This window comes from Pseudonocardia sp. Ae505_Ps2, from assembly GCF_001932425.1.
Taxonomy (GTDB): domain Bacteria; phylum Actinomycetota; class Actinomycetes; order Mycobacteriales; family Pseudonocardiaceae; genus Pseudonocardia.
Genome location: NZ_MCIP01000001.1, coordinates 1,462,057 through 1,482,136 on the forward strand (window position 1 = coordinate 1,462,057; position 20,080 = coordinate 1,482,136).

19 protein-coding genes and 1 pseudogene are annotated in these 20,080 nt (G+C 74.5%); 13 read left to right on the plus strand and 7 right to left on the minus strand.

Annotated features, from left to right (window positions below):
- Positions 1-77: 77 nt before the first annotated feature.
- Together Ae505Ps2_RS31810 and Ae505Ps2_RS06855 are read right to left on the minus strand one after the other, a co-directional pair.
- Positions 78-230, minus strand: a complete 153-nt coding sequence (locus Ae505Ps2_RS31810; protein WP_158071549.1) for a hypothetical protein — start codon at positions 228-230, stop codon at positions 78-80.
- The gene (locus Ae505Ps2_RS06855) at positions 223-618 is read right to left on the minus strand and encodes a DUF5318 family protein (protein WP_075312604.1); all 396 of its coding nucleotides are present in this window, start codon (positions 616-618) and stop codon (positions 223-225) included. The genes Ae505Ps2_RS31810 and Ae505Ps2_RS06855 overlap by 8 nt, the downstream gene beginning before the upstream one ends.
- A gap of 194 nt (positions 619-812) precedes the next feature.
- On the opposite strand from Ae505Ps2_RS06855, the gene Ae505Ps2_RS06860 reads away from it, so the two are divergent.
- The 4 genes and pseudogenes from Ae505Ps2_RS06860 (at position 813) to Ae505Ps2_RS06875 (ending at position 4,382) form a co-directional block, all read left to right on the plus strand.
- Positions 813-1,457, plus strand: coding sequence for a PadR family transcriptional regulator (locus Ae505Ps2_RS06860; RefSeq protein WP_060714214.1), 645 nt, complete (start codon positions 813-815; stop codon positions 1,455-1,457).
- A gap of 1 nt (position 1,458) precedes the next feature.
- Positions 1,459-2,538 (plus strand): inositol-3-phosphate synthase, encoded by a 1,080-nt coding sequence (locus Ae505Ps2_RS06865; RefSeq protein ID WP_043276188.1) that lies wholly within the window; start codon positions 1,459-1,461, stop codon positions 2,536-2,538.
- 639 nt (positions 2,539-3,177) lie between these two features.
- A pseudogene (locus Ae505Ps2_RS33175) lies at positions 3,178-3,507 on the plus strand (C40 family peptidase); the annotation flags it as partial.
- Positions 3,508-3,641: 134 nt separating this feature from the next.
- The gene (locus tag Ae505Ps2_RS06875) at positions 3,642-4,382 is read left to right on the plus strand and encodes an SDR family oxidoreductase (RefSeq protein WP_075309319.1); all 741 of its coding nucleotides are present in this window, start codon (positions 3,642-3,644) and stop codon (positions 4,380-4,382) included.
- On the opposite strand, the gene Ae505Ps2_RS06880 is transcribed toward Ae505Ps2_RS06875, so the two are convergent.
- Positions 4,360-5,265: a LysR family transcriptional regulator gene (locus Ae505Ps2_RS06880; protein ID WP_075312602.1), complete on the minus strand. Its 906-nt coding sequence runs from the start codon at positions 5,263-5,265 to the stop codon at positions 4,360-4,362. The two genes, Ae505Ps2_RS06875 and Ae505Ps2_RS06880, sit on opposite strands and share 23 nt — an antisense overlap.
- An 81-nt stretch (positions 5,266-5,346) precedes the next feature.
- Here Ae505Ps2_RS06880 and Ae505Ps2_RS33970 point away from each other — a divergent pair, with 81 nt between their 5' ends.
- From Ae505Ps2_RS33970 to Ae505Ps2_RS06900, 5 genes are all read left to right on the plus strand, one after another.
- Positions 5,347-5,481 carry a hypothetical protein gene (locus Ae505Ps2_RS33970; RefSeq protein WP_255407963.1) on the plus strand — a complete coding sequence of 45 codons (135 nt, stop codon included), beginning with the start codon at positions 5,347-5,349 and terminating at the stop codon, positions 5,479-5,481.
- Positions 5,478-6,500, plus strand: a complete 1,023-nt coding sequence (locus Ae505Ps2_RS06885; protein ID WP_083695419.1) for a DMT family transporter — start codon at positions 5,478-5,480, stop codon at positions 6,498-6,500. Before Ae505Ps2_RS33970 ends, Ae505Ps2_RS06885 begins: the two co-directional genes overlap by 4 nt.
- Entirely contained in the window at positions 6,439-6,921 is a 483-nt protein-coding gene (locus Ae505Ps2_RS06890) for a DUF1707 domain-containing protein (protein ID WP_075309317.1), read from the plus strand. Before Ae505Ps2_RS06885 ends, Ae505Ps2_RS06890 begins: the two co-directional genes overlap by 62 nt.
- A gap of 75 nt (positions 6,922-6,996) precedes the next feature.
- Positions 6,997-7,752 carry a UPF0158 family protein gene (locus tag Ae505Ps2_RS06895; protein ID WP_020621928.1) on the plus strand — a complete coding sequence of 252 codons (756 nt, stop codon included), beginning with the start codon at positions 6,997-6,999 and terminating at the stop codon, positions 7,750-7,752.
- Positions 7,749-8,204 carry a HEPN domain-containing protein gene (locus Ae505Ps2_RS06900; RefSeq protein ID WP_075309313.1) on the plus strand — a complete coding sequence of 152 codons (456 nt, stop codon included), beginning with the start codon at positions 7,749-7,751 and terminating at the stop codon, positions 8,202-8,204. Before Ae505Ps2_RS06895 ends, Ae505Ps2_RS06900 begins: the two co-directional genes overlap by 4 nt.
- Before the next feature lie 31 nt (positions 8,205-8,235).
- Here Ae505Ps2_RS06900 and Ae505Ps2_RS06905 read toward each other — a convergent pair whose 3' ends face one another.
- Both Ae505Ps2_RS06905 and leuS read right to left on the minus strand, forming a co-directional pair.
- Positions 8,236-9,000, minus strand: a complete 765-nt coding sequence (locus Ae505Ps2_RS06905; protein ID WP_075309311.1) for a hypothetical protein — start codon at positions 8,998-9,000, stop codon at positions 8,236-8,238.
- 47 nt (positions 9,001-9,047) lie between these two features.
- Positions 9,048-11,906 (minus strand): leucine--tRNA ligase, encoded by a 2,859-nt coding sequence (gene leuS, locus Ae505Ps2_RS06910; protein WP_075334026.1) that lies wholly within the window; start codon positions 11,904-11,906, stop codon positions 9,048-9,050.
- Between the two features lie 207 nt (positions 11,907-12,113).
- Between leuS and Ae505Ps2_RS30995 the strand changes: the two genes are divergently transcribed.
- Complete coding sequence (locus Ae505Ps2_RS30995) at positions 12,114-12,599, plus strand: SdpI family protein (RefSeq protein ID WP_020621930.1); 486 nt, start codon at positions 12,114-12,116, stop codon at positions 12,597-12,599.
- A 163-nt stretch (positions 12,600-12,762) separates the two neighbouring features.
- Here the strand turns inward: Ae505Ps2_RS30995 and Ae505Ps2_RS06920 are convergent, their stop codons facing one another.
- Together Ae505Ps2_RS06920 and Ae505Ps2_RS06925 are read right to left on the minus strand one after the other, a co-directional pair.
- Positions 12,763-13,359, minus strand: a complete 597-nt coding sequence (locus Ae505Ps2_RS06920; RefSeq protein WP_020621932.1) for a YqgE/AlgH family protein — start codon at positions 13,357-13,359, stop codon at positions 12,763-12,765.
- A gap of 141 nt (positions 13,360-13,500) precedes the next feature.
- The gene (locus Ae505Ps2_RS06925; RefSeq protein ID WP_075309307.1) at positions 13,501-14,976 is read right to left on the minus strand and encodes a CCA tRNA nucleotidyltransferase; all 1,476 of its coding nucleotides are present in this window, start codon (positions 14,974-14,976) and stop codon (positions 13,501-13,503) included.
- 196 nt (positions 14,977-15,172) lie between these two features.
- On the opposite strand from Ae505Ps2_RS06925, the gene Ae505Ps2_RS06930 reads away from it, so the two are divergent.
- The 3 genes from Ae505Ps2_RS06930 (at position 15,173) to Ae505Ps2_RS06940 (ending at position 20,042) form a co-directional block, all read left to right on the plus strand.
- Positions 15,173-15,721, plus strand: a complete 549-nt coding sequence (locus Ae505Ps2_RS06930) for an NUDIX hydrolase (protein WP_043276193.1) — start codon at positions 15,173-15,175, stop codon at positions 15,719-15,721.
- Positions 15,718-18,012 (plus strand): DUF6049 family protein, encoded by a 2,295-nt coding sequence (locus Ae505Ps2_RS31815; protein WP_075553504.1) that lies wholly within the window; start codon positions 15,718-15,720, stop codon positions 18,010-18,012. The genes Ae505Ps2_RS06930 and Ae505Ps2_RS31815 overlap by 4 nt, the downstream gene beginning before the upstream one ends.
- A gap of 266 nt (positions 18,013-18,278) precedes the next feature.
- Positions 18,279-20,042 (plus strand): protein kinase family protein, encoded by a 1,764-nt coding sequence (locus tag Ae505Ps2_RS06940; protein ID WP_075309303.1) that lies wholly within the window; start codon positions 18,279-18,281, stop codon positions 20,040-20,042.
- Positions 20,043-20,080: the final 38 nt, after the last annotated feature.

Below are 20,080 nucleotides of genomic sequence, written 5' to 3' on the forward strand. Positions count from 1 at the left end.
GGGCATCGGGGGGCGGGACCGCGGGGGACCGGGGGGCGGGGGCGGCGGCGGGGTGCGCCGGGGGTCACGCTCGTCGTTCACCGGGCGGCTCCGTGGGATGCGGTGGACCGGATCCGCAGCAACCCGGGCCGGGGGTGCCCGGGGCCGAGGGGATCCGGCGTCGGACCGGCGCGGTGCACGCGGTCCGGGTGGTCGTGCTCGTCGGGCAGGGCGCCATCGGACTCAGCCACCCGCACTCCGCCGGCCACGGCGGGGGCGGCCGGTGCCGAGGACGAACGAGCGGACCAGGTGGTTCCAGCGGCACTCGGTGCACACCTCGACGACGTGCACCGAGAAGTCGGGCACCTGCGCCGCGAGCTGCTCGAGGTCCGCCGCGGAGCGGGCCGAGCCGGAGACGTGACGCAGACTCTCGCCGAACACCCAGGAGACCTGGGCGAGCTCGTCGTGCCGGCAGACCGGACAGGCCCGGTCGGCGGGGGCGCCGTGGAAGCGCGCGGCGCGGAGCAGGTAGGCACCCGCATCACACACCTCCTCACGGCCGACCCGACCGGCCCGGACGTCGGCCAGCAGAGCACGGCGCTGCAGGGCGTAGTCCACCACCTGTCGCGGGCTGAGCACCCGTCCAGGGTACGCGGGACGGACCCGCGGACCCATCGCCGTCCCGCACGGGGCCCTGCGGGCACGACCGTTCCGTACCTGGTCGGGGGACTCGTCCGGTCCGCGGTCGCCTGTGATCACGATCATCACACGGGCGGATCGATGTATCGGACCGATAGGGTGACCGGTCGGCGGTCCGCACGGAGGAGGTCGCGATGCTGGACTTCGCGGTCCTCGGCCTGCTCCAGGACGGTCCGCTGCACGGGTACGAGCTGCGCAAGCAGCTCGGTCGCCGGCTCGGCGGCTTCCGCGCGTTCTCCTACGGCTCGTTGTACCCGGCCCTGCGCCGGCTGCTCCGGGCCGGGTCGATCGCGGAGACCACCGACGAGGCGGGTGATCAGTACGGACGCACTCCGGGACGGCTGCGACGGGGCAGGCGGGTCTACCGCATCACCCCGGCGGGCCGGGACCGGTTCGCTGCCATGCTCGCCGAGGCCGGCCCCCAGGCCTGGGAGGACGGAAGCTTCGACGTGCACCTGGCGTTCTTCGCGCGGACACCGGCGGAGACCAGGATCCGGATCCTGGAGGGCCGCAGACGGGCCGTCGAGGAACGCCGGGACGGCCTGCGCACCGCGCTCGGCAGACCCTGCGAGGGCGTCGACCGCTACACCCGCGAGCTGCACCGGCTCGGGCTGGAGTGCTCCGAGCGCGAGGTGTGCTGGCTGAACGAGCTGATCGCGACCGAACGGGCCGAGCAGGATGCCACGGACGGCCGTGACGAGAGGACCTTCCCCGGCGGCGGGCCATCCCGGCCCGCGACCGGCGGGGTACGACAGGACGAGACAACAGGAGGAGCCTGACATGAGCCAGGTTCGGGTGGCGGTCGTCGGCGTGGGCAACTGCGCGGCATCGCTGGTCCAGGGGGTTCACTACTACGCGGACGCCGATCCGTCGACCCAGGTCCCCGGCCTGATGCACGTCGACTTCGGCGGGTACCACGTCCGGGACGTGACCTTCGTGGCCGCGTTCGACGTCGACGCGAAGAAGGTCGGTCAGGATCTCGCCGACGCGATCTCGGCCAGTGAGAACAACACGGTCAAGATCGCGGACGTGCCGCCGCTCGGGGTGACCGTGCAGCGCGGGCCGACCCTCGACGGTCTCGGCCGCTTCTACCGGGAGACCATCACCGAGGCCGACGGCGAGCCCGTCGACGTCGCGGCGGTGCTGCGCGACACCGAGGCCGACGTGCTGGTGTCCTACCTGCCGGTGGGCAGCGAGGACGCCGACCGGTTCTACGCACAGGCCGCGCTGGACGCGGGTGTCGCCTTCGTCAACGCGCTGCCGGTGTTCATCGCCTCGGACCCGGAGTGGGCGGAGAAGTTCCGCGCGGCCGGCGTCCCGATCGTCGGCGACGACATCAAGTCCCAGGTCGGGGCGACCATCACCCACCGGGTGCTGGCGAAGCTGTTCGAGGACCGCGGCGTGCAGCTGGACCGCACGATGCAGCTCAACGTGGGCGGGAACATGGACTTCCTGAACATGAAGGAGCTCGAGCGGCTGGAGTCCAAGAAGGTCTCCAAGACCCAGGCCGTCACCTCGCAGGTGGACCGGGACATGGGCAAGGGCAACGTGCACATCGGCCCGTCGGACTACGTGTCCTGGCTGGACGACCGCAAGTGGGCCTACGTCCGGCTCGAGGGCCGCGCGTTCGGTGACGTCCCGCTGAACCTGGAGTACAAGCTCGAGGTCTGGGACTCCCCGAACTCCGCGGGCATCATCATCGACGCGGTGCGGGCGGCCAAGATCGCCAAGGACCGCGGCATCGGCGGACCGATCCTGTCGGCGTCGAGCTACTTCATGAAGTCGCCGCCGGAGCAGTACCGCGACTCCGAGGCACGCGACAAGGTCGAGGCGTTCATCCGGGGCGAGATCGACAACTGATCGGTTTCTCGGTACAACGGCCCGGGGACGACCGCGCAGGTCATCCCCGGGCCGTTCCCGTACCGGAGACGTTCCGGAATCTGAAATTACCGATCCGGAATGTTCTCGTTATTCGTCGTGATCGCAGTCATGCAATGAATGTGTTCTGCGTCATTTAATCGAGCGATATCTGTTCGTAATGTGCGGTCCGGCCTTGCGCGACCACCGCCCATCCGGGGTGAGGGGTGCAGGGTCACCGCCGGGCGACGACGCGGGCGGGTCGTGAGCGCTGTCCGGTCTCCCCACCGGAACTCCCCCTTCGTACCGGCGTCCACGGGTCCCGCCCCGACCGCTCCTCCGGTGGTGCAACATCCCGAGGACCCCACCGTGCCCCAGCGTCATTCCGCTCCGGCGCTCCGCGTCGCCGTCGTGGCCACCACTGCCGCCGCGGCCGCAGTTCTGTCCGTGCTCCCCACCGCCACCGCGGCACCCACGGGCACCACCGCTTCCGCGGCACCCACCGCGGAGACCGTGACCCGTGCCGTCGCCCCGGCCGCGAACGTGCTGCCGACGCGCGGCGCGACCCCGGCCGCGCTCTCGGTCTCCTCCGCGGCGCAGGCCGCGGCCCCGGCCGCGCAGGCCGCCGCCGCACGCAGCGGCGCGATGTCGACCGCGCTGGCCCAGCTCGGCAAGCCCTACCGCTGGGGCGCCACCGGCCCGAGCGCGTTCGACTGCTCCGGCCTGGTCCGCTACGCCTTCGCCAAGGCGGGCAAGGACCTGCCCCGCACGAGCCGTGCCCAGGCCCAGGTGGGCACCCCGGTGTCGAAGTCGAACCTCAAGCCCGGTGACCTGGTCTTCTTCTACAGCCCGGTCAGCCACGTCGGCATCTACATCGGCGGCGGCCAGATCGTGCACGCCTCCACGAGCGGTCAGCCGGTGAAGATCTCCGACGTCGACCGGATGCCGTTCAACTCGGCCCGCCGGGTCTGAGAGAAGCGTGCGGAACGAAGCTCAGCGTCTGAGAGAAGCGTGCGGAACGAAGCTCAGCTCTGAACGCACCCGCTCCCCGGTACGACCGGCCCCGTCCGCGCGCAGGACGGGGCCGGTCGTCGTAGGTTCACCGGGTGACCGCTCCCCGCCGCCCGCTCGCCCTGATCACCGGTGCCTCCCAGGGCATCGGCGCCGCCACCGCCCGGCTGCTCGCGCCGCGCTACGACCTGGTCCTCGGCGGCCGGGACGAGAAGCGGCTGGAGGCCCTCGCCGATGAGCTGACCGAGGCGGGCCCGGTCGCGGTCCGCACCATGGCCGTCGAGCTCACCGACGACGACGCGCTGGCCACCGCCCTCGACGGCATCGACCGGCTCGACGCGCTGGTCCACTCGGCCGGGGTCGGGGAGCTGGGCACCGTCCAGGAGACCACCGCGCAGACCTGGCGCCACCAGTTCGACGTCAACGTCGTCGCGGTCGCCGAGACGACCCGGCTGCTGCTGCCCGCGCTGCGCGCGGCCGGGACGGACACCGGGGCCGACGTCGTGCTCGTCAACTCCGGCGCCGGGCTCACCGCCCGCCCGGGCTGGGGTTCCTACGCGGCCAGCAAGTTCGCGCTGCGCGCCTTCGGCGAGGCGCTGCGCGCCGAGGAGGCCGGCAACGGCATCCGGGTCACCTCCGTGCACCCGGGCCGGGTGGACACCGCGATGCAGGAGCGGGTCGTGGCCCAGGAGGCGGCCGCAGCCGGGACGGCGGACGGCGGGTACGACGGCTCGAAGTTCCTGCGCCCCGAGTCGGTCGGCGCCGCGATCCTGGCCGCGCTGACCGCGACCCGCGACGCCCACCTCACCGAGATCATGGTGCGCCCGCAGGGCTGAGGGCGGACTGCGCGCGCAGCTCGTCGAGCGCCGCCAGCAGCGGTGGCGCGGCAGCGGCGGCGTCCCGGACCACCGCGAGGATCGTCCGCACCGGCGTGGGGCGCACGACCGGCACCGCGCAGGTCCCGGCCGGCAGGTCGACGGCCCCGAGCCGGGGGAGCACGGTGACTCCGATGCCGGCGGCGACGAAGGCCAGCGCCGTGCGGTAGTCGTGGGCCTCGACGTGGAACGGCGGGCGGAACCCGGCGGCGGCGCAGGCCTCGACCAGGTTGCGCCGGCACCACCCGCGGGCGAAGTCGTTGTCCACCCATCGCTGCCCGGCCAGGTCTGCCAGGTCGACCTGCTCCGCCCCGGCCAGCGGGTGATCGTCGGGCAGCACCACGACGTAGGGGTCGTCGAGCAGGTGGTGTACCGAGAACCCGGGCCAGGCCTCGTAATCCGGTCGCTCGACGGCGATCTGCAGGTCCGAGCGGTCGGCCGGGTCGTCGGGCAGCCACTCGCGCAGGGCCAGGTCGAGTCGGACGCCCGGGAAGCCACCGGTCAGCCTGCGCACGACCCGCGGCATCCAGGCGGACCCGACGGAGGCGAAGTAGGCCACGGACAGCGACCCGGTGCGCCCGGTGCGCAGGTCCTCGACGAGCACCTGGGCCTCCCCGAGCCGGGCCAGCACCGCGTCGGCCTGTTCGGCCAGCAGCAGCCCGGCCGCGGTCGGCCGCAGCCCGCGGCCCACCCGCTCGAACAGCACCAGACCGGTCTCGCGGGCGAGCGCGGTGACGTGCTGGCTCACCGCCGACGGCGTGTACCCCAGGTTGGCGGCGGCGGACTGCACCGACCCACCGGCCACGACCGACCGGAAGATCATCAGGCGATGGGTGTCGAGCACCACCCGACCGTACAGCAGAACTGAATCCAAGAACAGAACATGTCGCTGGTGCTGAACCGTGGGCGGTCCGACGATGTCCTCATGACCACCGCGCACCTGGGGCTGCTCGCCCTCACCACGCCCGCCGTCCTCGCCGCGCTGTACCGGTCGTTCCGGGACCGACCGCGACGGTTGCCCGTCCGCACCGGCTACGACACCCGCCGGCCCACCCTGTGAGCCCCGCGACCCGGTCCCGCCTGCTGCCGCTCGCCGCCGCGGCCACCACCGTCGTGCTGTGGGCGTCGGCGTTCGTGGCCATCCGCGCCGTCGGTCACGACCTGTCCCCGGGTGCGCTGGCCCTGGGGCGGATGCTGCTCGGGGCCCTGACCCTGACCGCGATCCTGAGCGTCGTCCGCGCCCGGAGACGCACCTCCGGCCCACCGCTGCCCCGCGGACGCCTGCTGGCCGCGGTGGCAATCTGGGGTGCGGCCTGGTTCGGCGTCTACAACCTCGCGCTGAACGCGGCCGAGCGGCACCTCGACGCCGGCACCACCGCGCTGCTGGTGAACGTGGCGCCGGTGGTCGTCGCCGTCCTGGCCGGGCTGCTGCTCGGGGAGGGCTTCCCCGCGCGGCTGCTGGCCGGGATGGGCGTCGCGTTCGCCGGGGTGGTGCTGATCGCGGCCGCCTCCTCCGCCGGGGGCGTCGACCTGTCCGGGGTGCTGCTGGGGCTGCTCGCCGCGCTGGTCTACGCGGGTGCGGCCGTCGCGCAGAAGCGGCTGCTGCCCCGGGTGGACGCCCTGACGATGACCTGGACCGGCGCGGTCGCCGGTGCCGTCGCGCTGCTGCCGTTCCTGCCGTCGCTGGTCGCCGAGCTCGCCACCGCACCGGCGACGGCCGTCGCCGGCGTCGTCTACCTGGGGGTGTTCCCGACCGGCGTCGCGTTCCTGACCTGGGGGTACGCCCTCACCCGCACCACAGCGGGCAAGCTGGCCGCGACCACGTACGCGATCCCGCCGCTGGTGGTCGGACTGTCCTGGGCGCTGCTCGGGGAGGTGCCCGCACCGGCCGCGCTCGCCGGCGGCCTCCTCTGCCTGGTCGGCGTCGCCGTCGCCACCCGTCCGGCCGGGTCCCGGGGTCGGGGATCCTCCGAACGACCGACCCCGGTGACCGGCTCGGTCACTACGCTCGACGGGCATGGGGGAGTCCAGGGACGACGAGCGGTCCGTGCTGCGGGTGTCGGACGCCGAACGGAATGAGGTCGCGGAACGGCTGACGCTGGCGCACGACGAAGGCCGGCTGTCCCTGACCGAGTACGACGAGCGGTTGCAGCAGGCCTACGCGGCGACCGTCCGCGCGGATCTCGACCGGCTGGTCGCCGACCTGCCCGCGGTGGAGCGCACGGCCCTGCCGTCGGTGCGCGCCGAGACCGCGGAGGTGGAGAAGGCCGAGGCGAGGCGTGAGCACCTCACCGAGTGGCGGTCGTGGGCCGGCACCGCGGTCATCCTGACCGGCATCTGGGTGGTGACCGCGATCTCGTCGGTCTCCGACGGGGAAGGACCCCCGTTCTTCTGGCCGATGGTGCCGATGGGGATCTGGGCCGCGGTCCTCGTCGCACAGTTCTTCTTCGGCTCCGATGACGACGACGACGAGGACGACGACGAGGACGACAAGGACTGACGACGAGGACCGACGCGAGGACCGAGGCCCCGCGACGGCTGCCACGCGCCCCGGACCGGGCATAGAGTCGCCCCCGTGCTCGACCCCGCCCGCCTCGATCTGTCCGCGCTCGCGGACGCGCTCGAGGACCGCACGCCGGAGGTCACCTGGTACCTCGACCCGGCCGACGCCGAGGTGCACGGCGTGTCCGGCGGCACCCGGCCCGATCCGGACTGGGTGGAGATCCGACCGGTGACCAGCCGGGAGTCCTATCGGGACATGTCCGACTTCACCGCGGGCGTGCAGCACCGCCGGGCCGCGGCGCTGCTGGACCGCGCGATCGACGGCCGGGGCGCGTTCCGCCGGTTCAAGAACACGCTGTTCGAGTTCCCCGAGGTCCGTGACCAGTGGTACCGCTTCCGCGACGCCCGTGCCCGGCGCCGGGCGGCGGACTGGCTGGTCGCAGCCGGCCTGATCGGTGCCGAGGACGGCGAGCGGATCAAGGCCCGCCACCCCGATCCGGACCCGTCCAACGACGACGTGCCCGCCGCCGTCGCCGACGACCTGGCCCTGCTCTACGGCCCCCGGCTGCGCCAGGTGCTGCTGTTCGGGTCCTGGGCCAGCGGGGAGGGCTCGGTCGAGTCCGCGATCGACCTGCTCGTGGTGCTCGACGACGACGGGGTCCCGATCCTGCCCTGGGAGGAGGTCCGCGCGATGGACGACGTGCTGTGGCAGCACACCCGGCGGACCGGGCTGACGATCAGCGTGCTGCCGGTCGGGCAGGGCGAGCTCGTCCGTGCCGCCGACCCGACGGTCGTGCGGGCCCGCGCCGAGGCGGTGCGGGTCCGGTGACCCGGCGGGTGCACGGCGGGCTCGCCCGGGCCCGGGTCGAGCTGGGCGGGGCCCGGGTGCTGGCGGAGAACGGCTTCGGCGACGCCGCGGTCTCCCGCGCGTTCCACGCCGCGTTCCGGGCCGCCGAGATCGCGCTGCTGGTGCTGGGGGAGACCCGCGCCGAGCACTCCGAGGTGGTCAGCGCGTTCGTGCGCCGGGTCGTGCGGGAACGGTCGCTGGACCCGCGCGCCGGTCGGCTGCTGCGGTCGCTCTACAACCGGCGGGCGCTGGCCGACCACTCCGACGCGACCGCCCCCGCCGCCGAGGCGCGCGCCGCTCTCGACGACGCCGCGTTCGTCCTCGACGCCGTGGAGGCCTGGCTCGCCGAGCCTGCCCTGTCCACGCCCCCGGCACCGGAGAACGGGGCGACCCGGCGGCCGGAGAAGCCGGTCCGGCGCGGGTCCCGGGCCTGACCGTCCGCAGCAGCGGCCGGCATCACGCGGGTCAGAAGAAGTCCCCGCCGAAGTCGGAGTCGTTGTCGAACAGGCCCCCGCCGTCGAAGCCACCGTCGGAGCCCGGGTCGGCTTCGTCGACCCCGCCGTCGAAGCCCGGGTCGTCGAGGGCGGCGCCGTCGGCGAACCCGTCGGCGTAGGCGGCCTGGTCGGCGCCGGCCATCCCGCTGAACAGCGAGGTGAACAGCAGCGCCGAGCCGACGCCCCAGGCCCCGGCGACGAGTGCGGGCTTCCACCAGGGCTCGGAGTACCAGCCGCGCGGCACCGGGCGCCCGGCGACGGTCCCGCCGGGGTAGTAGTGGCTGTTGCGGTCGGTCGGTCGCGGCGACGCGCCCAGGCTGCGTCCCTCCACCTCGACCTCGCGGTCCTCGGTGACCTCACCGGCGCGGGACTGGCCGGGCAACGGCGGCAGCTCGGGTCCGGGGTCCATACCCATCGCTGTGCGTGCTGCACGGACGTAGTAGAGGCCCTCGTAGGCGGTCTCGGTGACCTGCCGGCACTGGGCGGGGGTCCGCGCCTGCTCCATCTGCGAGCCGGCCGCGGTGTAGCGCTCGGCCGCGTCGGCGAGCGCCTGACGGCTCGCCTCGTCGGTCCCGGTCAGGGCCAGGACCTGGCCGCCGAGCCGTTCCACCCAGCGCCGGGACTCGGCCTGGGCGTCGGCCAGGGCGGCGGCGGAGTCCGCGTTGTGCCGCCGCACCAGCCAGACGACGGCCGCGACGACGGCCAGCACCACGATCAGGGTCAGGACTGTGCTCATGACGGACCTCCTGCCCGCCTCAACGGGCAGGAGGTCGCCCGCGTTCCCTACCGGACGACGTTGACCAGGCGCCCCGGGACGACGATGACCTTCTTCGGCTCGGCCCCGTCCAGCGCGGCGACGACCTTCTCGTCGGCCAGCGCGGCCGCCCGGATGTCGTCCTGGCCGGCGTCGGCGGCGACGACGACCCGGGAACGGACCTTGCCGTTGACCTGGATCGGGTACTCGACGGTGTCCGCGACCAGGTAGCGCTCGTCGGCGACCGGGAACGGCGCGTAGGCCAGCGTGTCGTCGTGGCCCAGCTTCTGCCACAGCTCCTCGGCGATGTGCGGGGCCAGCGGTGCCAGCATCAGCACCAGCGCCTCCGCGACCTCGCGCTCGACCGGCGTGCCCCGCTTGGTCAGGGCGTTGTTCAGCTCGATCAGCTTCGCGGCGGCGGTGTTGTAGTGCAGCGCGGGGTAGTCGGCGCGGACGCCGGCGATCGCCTTGTGCACGGACCGCAGGATCTCCTCCGACGGCGCCGTGTCGACGACGGTGACCTCACCGGTCGTCTCGTCGACCAGGTTGCGCCACACCCGCTGCAGGAACCGCTGCGGGCCGACGACGTCGCGCGTCGACCACGGGCGGGAGGCGTCCATCGGACCGGTGTACATCTCGTACAGCCGGAAGGTGTCCGCGCCGTAGCGGTCGCACATGTCGTCGGGCGTCACGACGTTCTTCAGCGACTTGCCCATCTTCCCGTACTCCCGGGTGACGGGCTGCCCGTTCCACGTGAAACCGGCGGTGCCGTCCGCCCCCACGACCTCGACGACCTCCTCGGCCGGCACGTAGGTGCCGCGGGCGTCGGTGTAGGCCCAGGCCTGGATGTAGCCCTGGTTGAACAGCTTCCGGAACGGCTCCTCGCTGCTCACGTGGCCCAGGTCGAACAGGACCTTGTGCCAGAACCGCGAGTACAGCAGGTGCAGCACGGCGTGCTCGACCCCGCCGACGTACAGGTCGACGCCGCCCGGGTCGGCGACCGACCGCGCCGTGTCCTTGCCGATCCAGTACTTCTCGGCCTCGGCGGAGACGAACCGCTCGGTGTTCTCCGGGTCCAGGTAGCGCAGGTAGTACCAGCACGACCCGGCCCACTGCGGCATCGTGTTCGTCTCGCGGCGGTACTGCTTCGGGCCGTCGCCCAGGTCCAGCTCGACGGCCACCCACTCGTGCGCCCGGGACAGCGGCGGCTCCGGCTCGGAGTTCGCGTCGTCCGGGGCATAGGTCTTGGGCGAGTAGTCGTCGACGTCGGGCAGGACGACGGGCAGCTGGTCCTCGGGCAGCGCGATCGGACCGTGCTCGTCCCAGACGACCGGGAACGGCTCGCCCCAGTAGCGCTGCCGGGAGAACAGCCAGTCGCGCAGCTTGTACTGCACGACGCCCTCGCCCGCCCCCTTCGCGGCCAGCCAGTCGATGATCGTGCGCTTGGCCTCGTCGACGCCCAGCCCGTTCAGGCTGATCTCGTCGTTCGCGGAGTTGATGGTCGGGCCGTCGCCGGTGTAGGCGCCACCGTCCCAATCCGACGGCGGCGCCACCGTGCGCACGTGCGGCAGCCCGAACGCGGCGGCGAAGTCCCAGTCGCGGGTGTCCTCGGCGGGCACCGCCATGATCGCGCCGGTGCCGTAGCCCATCAGCACGTAGTCGGCGACGAACACCGGGACGGCCGCGCCGTTCACCGGGTTGGTGGCGTACGCGCCGGTGAACACACCGGTCTTGTCCTTGTTCTCCTGCCGGTCCAGCTCCGACTTGCGCGCGGCCTCGGCGCGGTACGCGGCGACGGCCTCGGCGGGCGTCGCGGCGCCACCGGTCCAGCGGGGATCGGTGCCGTCCGGCCACTGCGCCGGGACCAGCGAGGACACCAGCGGGTGCTCGGGCGCCAGCACCATGTAGGTGGCGCCGAACAGGGTGTCCGGGCGGGTCGTGAAGACCTCGACGGCGTCGTCGGAACCGACCACGGGGAACCGGACGCGGGCCCCCTCGGAGCGGCCGATCCAGTTGCGCTGCATCGCCTTGACCGACTCCGGCCAGTCGACCCGGTCGAGGTCGTCGGCCAGCCGGTCGGCGTAGGCGGTGATCCGCATCATCCACTGCTTCAGGTTGCGGCGGAAGACGGGGAAGTTGCCACGCTCGGAGCGGCCGTCGGGGGTGACCTCCTCGTTCGCCAGCACGGTGCCCAGGCCGGGGCACCAGTTGACCGGGGCCTCGGAGATGTAGGCCAGCCGGTGGCCGTCGATCGCCGCGCGCCGCTCGCCCTCGGACAGCTCGGCCCACGGACGGCCGTCCGGGGTCGGGCGGGTACCGGCCTCGAACTCGGCACGCAGCTCGGAGATCGGGCGGGCGCGGTCGGCGTCGGTGTCGTACCAGGACTCGAAGATCTCGCGGAAGATCCACTGGGTCCAGCGGTAGAACTCGACGTCGGTGGTGGACACCGAGCGGCGCGGGTCGTGGCCCAGGCCCAGCTGGCGCAGCTGCTGCCGGTAGCGGGCGATGTTGGTCTCGGTCGTCGTCCGCGGGTGCGTCCCGGTCTGCACGGCGTACTGCTCGGCGGGCAGCCCGAAGGCGTCGAAGCCCATCGGGTGCAGCACGTTGTGGCCGTTCATCCGCAGGTAGCGGCCCAGCACGTCGGTGCCGATGAAGCCCAGCGGGTGCCCGACGTGCAACCCCGCCCCGGAGGGGTAGGGGAACATGTCCATCAGGTAGACCTTCGGCTTCTCCGAGCCGGGCTGCCCCGGGTCGGGGGCGTGGAAGGTCTGCTCGGTCTCCCAGAAGTCCTGCCACTTCCGCTCGATGCGGGCGGCCATCTCGGCGTCGTAGCGGTACGCCGGTCGGTCCGCACGCTGCTCGGACGCGGTCGTGGTCTCGGTGCTCATGTCCGTCTCACCTCGGGGATGCCTGTCGTGACGGCCCGACTCGGGGCCCGGAACACGTCGCGGCCCCTCGTGCGCATCACGCAGGAGGGGCCGTCGCGGCGCCGTGTTGTGGCTACGACGCCGCGCCGGGAAGTCGGCGGGCCGTGCACATGTGACCAGGGTAGCCGGGGCGGGCGCCCCCGTTCCTCCGGGTTCTACCCTGGTCACGTGCCCACGACGCTCCGCCTGCTCCTCGCCGCCCTGCTCCTGCTGGCCGGGGTGGTCCTCGTCGTCCTCGCCGTGCTGGGAGCGACCGGCCGGCTGCCGCGCAACCGCTTCGTCGGTGTCCGCACCGCGGACAGCCTGCGGACCGCCGACGCGTTCGCGGTCGCCAACCGGGTGGCCGCGCCGCCGGTCGGGGCCGCCGGGGTGATCGCCCTGGTCGGCGGGACGGTGCTGCTGGCCCTGGACCGCCCCGGCGCCGCCCCGTGGGTGCTCGGCGCGATCGCGCTGGTCGGGACGGTCGTGCTCGCCGGACTCGGTGGCGCGGTCGGGGCGCGGGCCGCCGCCGCGGCGATCGCCGCGCAGGCCGCGGCCCCGAGCTGCGGCGGGGTCTGCGCCGGCTGCGACCTGGTGGCCGGCTGCCGCGACGCGACCGGCACCGAGCCGGGCTCCGAGCCCGGGGCCCGCACCGGCCTGTCCCACGAGGCCTGACCGGGCCCGCCGGCCGCGGAAACCCGGCCCGCCGGTGAACGGGCCGACGAGCTCGTCGGTGACCCGGCCCCCGTAGAACCCGCCGGGCTGCGGGCGAACCGTCTCCCCGTCGAGGGTGATCCGCTCGAACGGCGCCACGTGCACCGCGACGCGGTCGGCCGCGTCAGTTCCAGGCCGGATCCCGCGGGAACGTGGCGAGCAGCGCCAGCGGGACGCCCTGACGGCGCAGCACCCGTTCCCACAGCTGGTCGTAGACGGTGGTCAGCAGGTCGTCGGGCAGGCCGGGGACGACGTACCAGTCACCCCGGGCGATCTCGCCACCCAACTGACCCGCGTCCCAGCCGGAGTAGCCGGCGAAGATCCGCAGGCCGCGCAGCCGCCGCGCGAGCGGGGCCGGGTCGGAGTCGAGGTCGACCAGCTGCACCGGCGGCCGGACCGGCATCAGCCCGCCGATCCCGCTGCCGGTCTCCCCGGTCCGAAGGGCGGCCAGGCAGAGCGCGGTGCGGGCCTCCACCGGCCCGCCGACGAACATGGTCCCGGGGTCGCTGGTGAGCCCGGCCCAGCGCGGGAGCACGTCCCGCACGGCGGCCTGGCCCGGCCGGTTGAGCACGACCCCGAGGCTGCCCTGCGGACGGTGCTCGATCATGTAGACGACCGTCCGGGAGAAGTTCGGGTCGCCCAGACCGGGGGCGGCGACGAGCAGACTCCCCGGCGTGACCGGGGGAAGAGCGGCGCCTCGCGTGGCGCGGTGTTCCCGCACAGGTCCATGTTCGCACCTAAGACGCGGACGCGGTTCTGCCACCCGTTCGCCGTAGCGTCGTACTCCAGACATGATAGTTCATACGTTCGTGTAGGACGTACGTCCACCGATGTGTACGTCCGTACAGGACGTACGTCCGGGTCAGAGGTTCTCGGCCGCCCAGGCCCGCAGCGCGGCCTCGGCCTGCTCGGCGTCCATCGGGCCCTGCTCCATCCGCCGCGCCAGCATGTGCCGGTAGGCCTTCCCGACCGCCGGCCCCGGCGGGATGCCCAGCAGCTCCATGATCCGGTTGCCGTCCAGGTCGGGGCGGATCGCGTCGAGCTCCTCCTGCTTGCGCAGCTCGGCGATCCGGTTCTCCAGGCCGTCGTAGTTGCGCTGCAGGGCCGCGGCCCGGCGCCGGTTCCGCGTCGTGCAGTCCGAGCGGACCAGCTGGTGCAGCCGCTCCAGCAGCGGCCCGGCGTCGGCGACGTAGCGGCGCACGGCCGAGTCGGTCCACTCGCCCTTGCCGTAGCCGTGGAACCGCAGGTGCAGGTAGACGAGCTGACACACGTCGTCGACCAGGGCCTTCGGGTACCTGAGCGCCCGCAGTCGCTTGCGGGCCATCTTCGCCCCCACCACCTCGTGGTGGTGGAACGAGACCCGCCCGTCCGGCTCCTTGCGCCGGGTCGCCGGCTTGCCGATGTCGTGCAGCAGCGCGGCCAGGCGCAGCGTGAGGTCCGGCCCGTCGGTCTCGCGCTCGATCGCCTGCTCCATCACGACGAGCGAGTGGGTGTAGACGTCCTTGTGCTGCATGTGCTCGTCGGTCTCCAGCTGCATCGCCGGGACCTCGGGGACGACGTGCCGGGCCAGACCGGTGTCGCAGAGCAGCTCCAGACCCCGCCGGGGGTGCTCGCCGAGCATCAGCTTGGTGAACTCGGCCTGCACCCGCTCGGCGGTGATCCGGGTCAGCTCGTCGGCCATCGCCGTCATCGCGGTGGTGACCCGCGCGGCGGGGGAGAAGCCGAGCTGGGAGACGAACCGGGCGGCGCGCAGCATCCGCAGCGGGTCGTCGGAGAAGGAGCGCTCCGGGGTGTCCGGGGTGTCCAGGACCCCCTGGGCGAGCGCGGCGAACCCGCCGTGCGGGTCGACGAAGCGGCGCTGCGGCCCGGTCAGCTCGACCGCCATGGCGTTGACCGTGAAGTCGCGGCGCACGAGGTCGCCCTCGACGGTGTCGCCGAAGCGGACCTCGGGGTTGCGGGAGGTGCCGTCGTAGGTGTCGGCGCGGAAGGTCGTCACCTCGAGGGTCTGCCCGTCGCGACGCAGTCCGACGGTCCCGAACGCGATCCCGGTGTCCCAGACCGCCTCGGCCCAGCCGCGGACGATCGCGAGGATCTGCTCGGGGCGGGCGTCGGTGGTGAAGTCGAGGTCGCCGGAGTCCCGGGTCGACGCGCCGGTGCCGCGCAGCACCGCGTCGCGGACGCTGCCGCCGACGAGGTAGAGCAGGTGCCCGCGGGCGGCGAACCGGGCGGCCAGCTCGTCGGCGACGGCCGGGACGTCGAGCAGTGCGACCACGGCGTTCTCCTGTGCTCGCTGCAGCTCGTCCGGGTCCGGGGCGGATCCGGCCGGGGGCCGGGTCACCTGTCGGGCGGTGGAGGACGGGGACGACGAGGACACGACGGGCCAGTCTAGGCAACGCGCCCGGCCGCCGGGCACGGGTCCTCCGGTCGTCCCGCACCGTCCGACCGGTGATCGACGACGGGGCGACCGGGTGACGCCGCGGCCGCGGGCGGCTCGTCGACCCCCCTTCGGGCCACCTCCTCGTTACCATCGCCACATGTCCCCCTCCCGCGGCCGCTCCTCGGCAGGGCGCGGCGCGGAACCCGGCCGTGAGAGCCGGAGCGCACGCGCCGGCCGTGCCGGGCGCTCCGACCGGTCCCCGGACGGTCGTCGCCGGCTGCGCACGGTGGACGAGACGTCCGCCGGTGGGCTCGTCGTGCACCCCGAGACCGGCGCCGCCGCGCTGATCGGCCGGCTGGACCGCCGGGGCCGGTTGCTGTGGTCGCTGCCCAAGGGCCACATCGAGGCCGGTGAGACCGCGGAGCAGGCCGCGGTGCGCGAGGTGCAGGAGGAGACCGGCATCATCGGTGAGGTGCTGGCTCCCCTGGGCACCATCGACTTCTGGTTCGTCGCCGAGGACCGGCGCGTCCACAAGACGGTCCACCACTACCTGATGCGCGCCCTCGGCGGCGAGCTCTGCGACGAGGACGTCGAGGTCTCCGAGGTGGCCTGGGTTCCGCTCGACGAGCTCGAGGGCCGTCTCGCCTACGCCGACGAGCGCCGGCTGATCCGGCATGCGGCCGACCTGCTGGAGGAGACGGCGTGAGCCGGGTCGCGGCCCTGGTCGCGATCGTGCTCACCGCGGTGGTGGCGCTGTTCCTCCCCGCGGCGTTCCCGGCGGGCGCCCCGCAGGCGGCCGCCCGGGACAGTCCGGTGCAGCAACCGCTGCGGCAACCGGCCCAGCAGCCCGCCGCCCCGGTCCGGCTCGACGTCGCCACGATGACCCCGCGGGTGGTGACGTCGGCGGGGCCGGGCGAGCTCGTCGTCACCGGCACCGTCACCAACACCGGCCCGGGGACCGTCGACGACCTGTCCGTCCGGGTGCAGCGCGGGCCGGCGCTCACCGGTGAGGCGGCGCTGCGGACCGCGCTGGCCGGGGAGGCCGCGGTCGACGACGCGACGCCGCTGTTCGCCGACCTCGGCCCGCTCCCGTCGGGTGCGTCGGTCCCGTTCCGCTACGCCGTCCCGCTCACCGGGCCCCCGCAGTCGACGCTGGCGCTGCCCGGCCCGGGCACCTACCCGCTGCTGGTGAACCTCAACGGGACCGTCGACGGCGCGCCGTCGCGGCTGGCCGGGGTCCGCACGTTGCTGCCGGTGTCGTCGCTCCCGGGGGCCGCGTCGCCGCCGGCGCCGGGGGCCGCCGCGCCGGTGACGATGCTGTACCCGATCACCGACCCCCCGCGCCGGGTCCCGCCGCTGCCCGGCGAACCGCCGCTGCTGACCGACGACGACCTCGCGGTCTCCTTCGCCGAGGGCGGGCGGCTGCGCGGCCTGGTCGAGGCGCTGGGCTCCGCGGCGCCCGCCGGGTCCCCGACCCGGTCCGCGCTCTGCCTGGCGATCGACCCCGAGCTCGTCGCCACCGCGGCGGCCATGCGCGACGGCTACGACGTCGTCACCGGCCCCGACGAGTCCGAGCCGGGGCGCGGCGCGGAGGCGGCGGGCCAGTGGCTCGCGGCGCTGACCGCGGCCGCGCGCGGGACCTGCGTGATCGCCCTGCCGCCGTCGGACGCCGACCTGGTCGCCCTGGTCCGCGGCGGTCAGGCCGACCTCGCCCGGACCGCGCTGGACAGCGGCCGCCGGACCCTGTCCGCCGAGCTCGGGACCACGGTCCTCGACGGCGTCGTGTGGCCCGTCGACGGCGTCGTCGACGAGGCGACGCTGGACGCGCTCGGCGGTGGGACCCGGCTGCTGCTCACCGCCGACGGGGTCACCGGCGCGACGGCGTCGGGCCGGGTGCGGGTGGGCGGCTCCGGCGGCGCCGGCCGGGACGGCGACGAGTCCGCGCTGCTCACCGACCCGCTGCTCACCGAGGCCGCGACCGGACCCGCCGGTGTCGAGGTGCAGCAGGGGGCCGCGGGCGGGCTCGCCGGCCAGGACCTCGCCGGGGCGCTCGCGCTGCGCGCCGGGGAGGCCGACGGGCCGCTGGTCGTCGCGCCGCCGCACCGCTGGGCCGCGGACGGACCGGCCGCCGCCGGAGTGCTGACCGCCCTGACCTCGCTGATCGAGGACGGCCGGATCGCCCCGACCGGCCTGCCCACCCTCACCGGGGGCGAGATCCGGACCGGCGGGACACAGCTGTTCTACCCACCGCAGGCCGGCGGCGCGGAGATCCCGGTGAGCGTCGTGTCCGGGGTGGCCGACCAGGTCAGGACGATCGAGGCGATGCGCGCCGCGGCCGAGGCCCGCACCGGGGTCGGGGCGAGCCCCGCCGACGTGTTCGACCCGCTGGTGACCGGCACCCTGCGGGCGGTGTCGTCGTGGTGGCGGGGCGACCCGGCGCGCGCCGAGCAGGAGCAGACCGTCGTCGCCGACCGGGTGGCCCAGATCCGTGCCTCGGTGCGGGTGGTCGAGCCGCCCAGCCCGTACTCGCTCGGGACCAGCGACGCACCGCTGCTGATCACCGTCGCCAACGGGCTGCCGGTGACGATGAACGTGCGGGTGGTGCTGTCGAGCACCACCGGTCTGCGGGTCGCCCCGATCGAGGTGCAGGCGGTACCGCCGCGCGGCCGCGTCCAGGTGCGGGTCAGCGCCCAGGTCACCCGCTCCGGGGTGTTCAGCGTGGACGCCGGTCTGCTCACCCCGGACGGCGTCGCGCTCGGGCCGGACACCCGGCTGCGGGTCCGGTCGACCGTCTACGGGACGGTCACCGTCTGGCTGACCGCGATCGCGGGCGGCGTCCTCGTGGTCCTGGTGGTCCGACGGGTGCTGCGCAGGCTGCGTCCGGCCGCCGCACCCGGTCCGTCCGGTGGCCCGGGACCCGGCCCCGGACCGGGCCCGCCCCCCGACGCCCCCGTGCCACCGGGGCCTGCGCCGTCCGGACGCGCCCACCGCTCCTGAGCCCGGGACGGACGTCGGGGAGACATCGGGGGAGGGATCGGGGGAGACAAGGAACACCGACGTCGTTCGCCGTACGGTATTGACCGCTCGTCGCATCACCCCTGCTTCCGGGCGAATCGCGAGGATGGGTGGGCAAACCGATCGGCACCCGCCGCCGAAGACAGGGGAGACGGGTCCGGGGGCGTGTTCTCGGCTCGTCCGCATCCGACCGAGTGCCGTAGGCTGACGCCGGACACGACACCGAGCGCCAGGGGAGGGCGAGGCCGTTGAGCGGGCAGATCGGCGAGCGCACTGCCCGGACCGGCCCCCACCCCGTCGAGGACGACGTGGCACCTCGTCCGCACCCGTCGCTCGACCCCGTCGACGCCGCGGCGACCGCCGACGCGCCCGGGACCGCCGGGGCGCCCGCGGACGAACAGCCGACGGCCGCCGTTCCCGCCGTTCCGGCCCAGGCCCGGCCCACCGAGCGCATCCCGGCCGTCCGCGAGACCGCGAGCACGACGGCGGGTTCGCCGCTCACCGAGCGCTACGTGCTCCGCCAGCGGATCGGGTCCGACCCGGCCGCCGGGGCGGAGTTCTGGCGCGCCGAGGACACCGTGCTGCGCCGTCCCGTCGGCGTCACGCTGCTGCGCAGGCTGCCCGCAGACGACCGTTCCGACGACCCCGAGGGCACCGCCCGCGCCGGCGAGATGATCGTGCGCGCCCTGCGCTCGGGCTGCTTCGAGCACTCCGGCAGTGCCCGGCTGCTCGACGTCCTGGCCCCGGGCACGCACGGCCTGCCGGCCGACGTCCTGGGCGCCGCCGTCGCCGAGTGGGTGCCCGGGCGGTCGCTGGCCGAGACCGTGGCCGAGGGCCCGGTCCGCGCGCAGCGGGCCGCGAAGGCCGTCGAGACCCTGTCGGCCGCCGCCACCGAGGCCCACCAGCAGGGCCTGGTCCTCGGCTGCGACCACCCGCAGCGGGTCCGGATCACCCCGGACGGCCGCGCCATGCTGGCCTTCCTGCTCCCCCGCCCGTCGGTGTCCGCCGCCGACGACGTCCGCGGGCTCGGCGGGATCCTCTACTGCCTGCTCACCCGGCGCTGGCCGCTGTCGGTGTCCGACGCCGCCCGGGCCGGGCTCGTCGCCGCCGACCGCACGCCCGCGGGCCGGCTGCGCCCGGCGTCGCAGCTGCGCCCCGGGGTGCCGCTGGAGCTGGACACGCTGTGCAGCGGAGCGCTCGGCCAGGGCGACGGCGTCAGCCGGGTGCACACCGCCGCGGCGATGCACCGGATGCTGGCGGACGTCGTCGCGGAGGACGCCGACCAGGCGTTCTTCCCGCCGGTGCACGACGGCGCCCCCGCCGAGCCGGACGACGTGTGGCAGGACTCCGACCGGCTGCCCGACACCCGCAACGACCCCCGGCGCCGCCGCAACCTGCGGATCGGTCTCGGAGTGCTCGCCGTCGGTGTGCTGGCCCTGCTCGGGTGGGTGGCCGTGCAGCTGGGCATGTTGTTCGGTGGCGGTGGCACCCCGCCGGTCGTGATCCCGCCCGCGGCGAGCGCACCGGTGCAGCAGCAGGTGCCCGCCCCGCAGGGCCCGGCCGCGACGTCGGGGACGGGCGTCGCGGTGCAGGGCGTGTCGGCGACGGTGTTCGACCCGGTCGGCGACGCGGACAACGCCGGCACCGTCGGCAACGTCGTCGACGGCGACCCCTCCACCGTGTGGAGCACGAGCCGCTACTTCCAGCCCTTCCCGGCGCTCAAGCCCGGGATCGGTGTGCTGGCCTCGTTCGGCGCCGCCGAACCGCTCACCGGGCTCACCATCGACTCGCCGACCGCGGGCGCGGTCGTGCAGGTCCGCTCGGCCCCGTCCGCCGCGCCGACGCTGGCGGACACGACGCTGCTCGACACCGTCACCCTGTCCACGGGACGGACGACGGTGGAGCTCGACCCGAGCCGCCCCACCCAGCACGTGCTGCTGTGGATCACGAACCTGGGTCCGAACAACCAGACCCAGATCGACGACGTCACCTTCCGCCGCACCGCCCCCTGAGCCGACCCGTTCGCGATCGCGACGGACCGGCCCGGCAA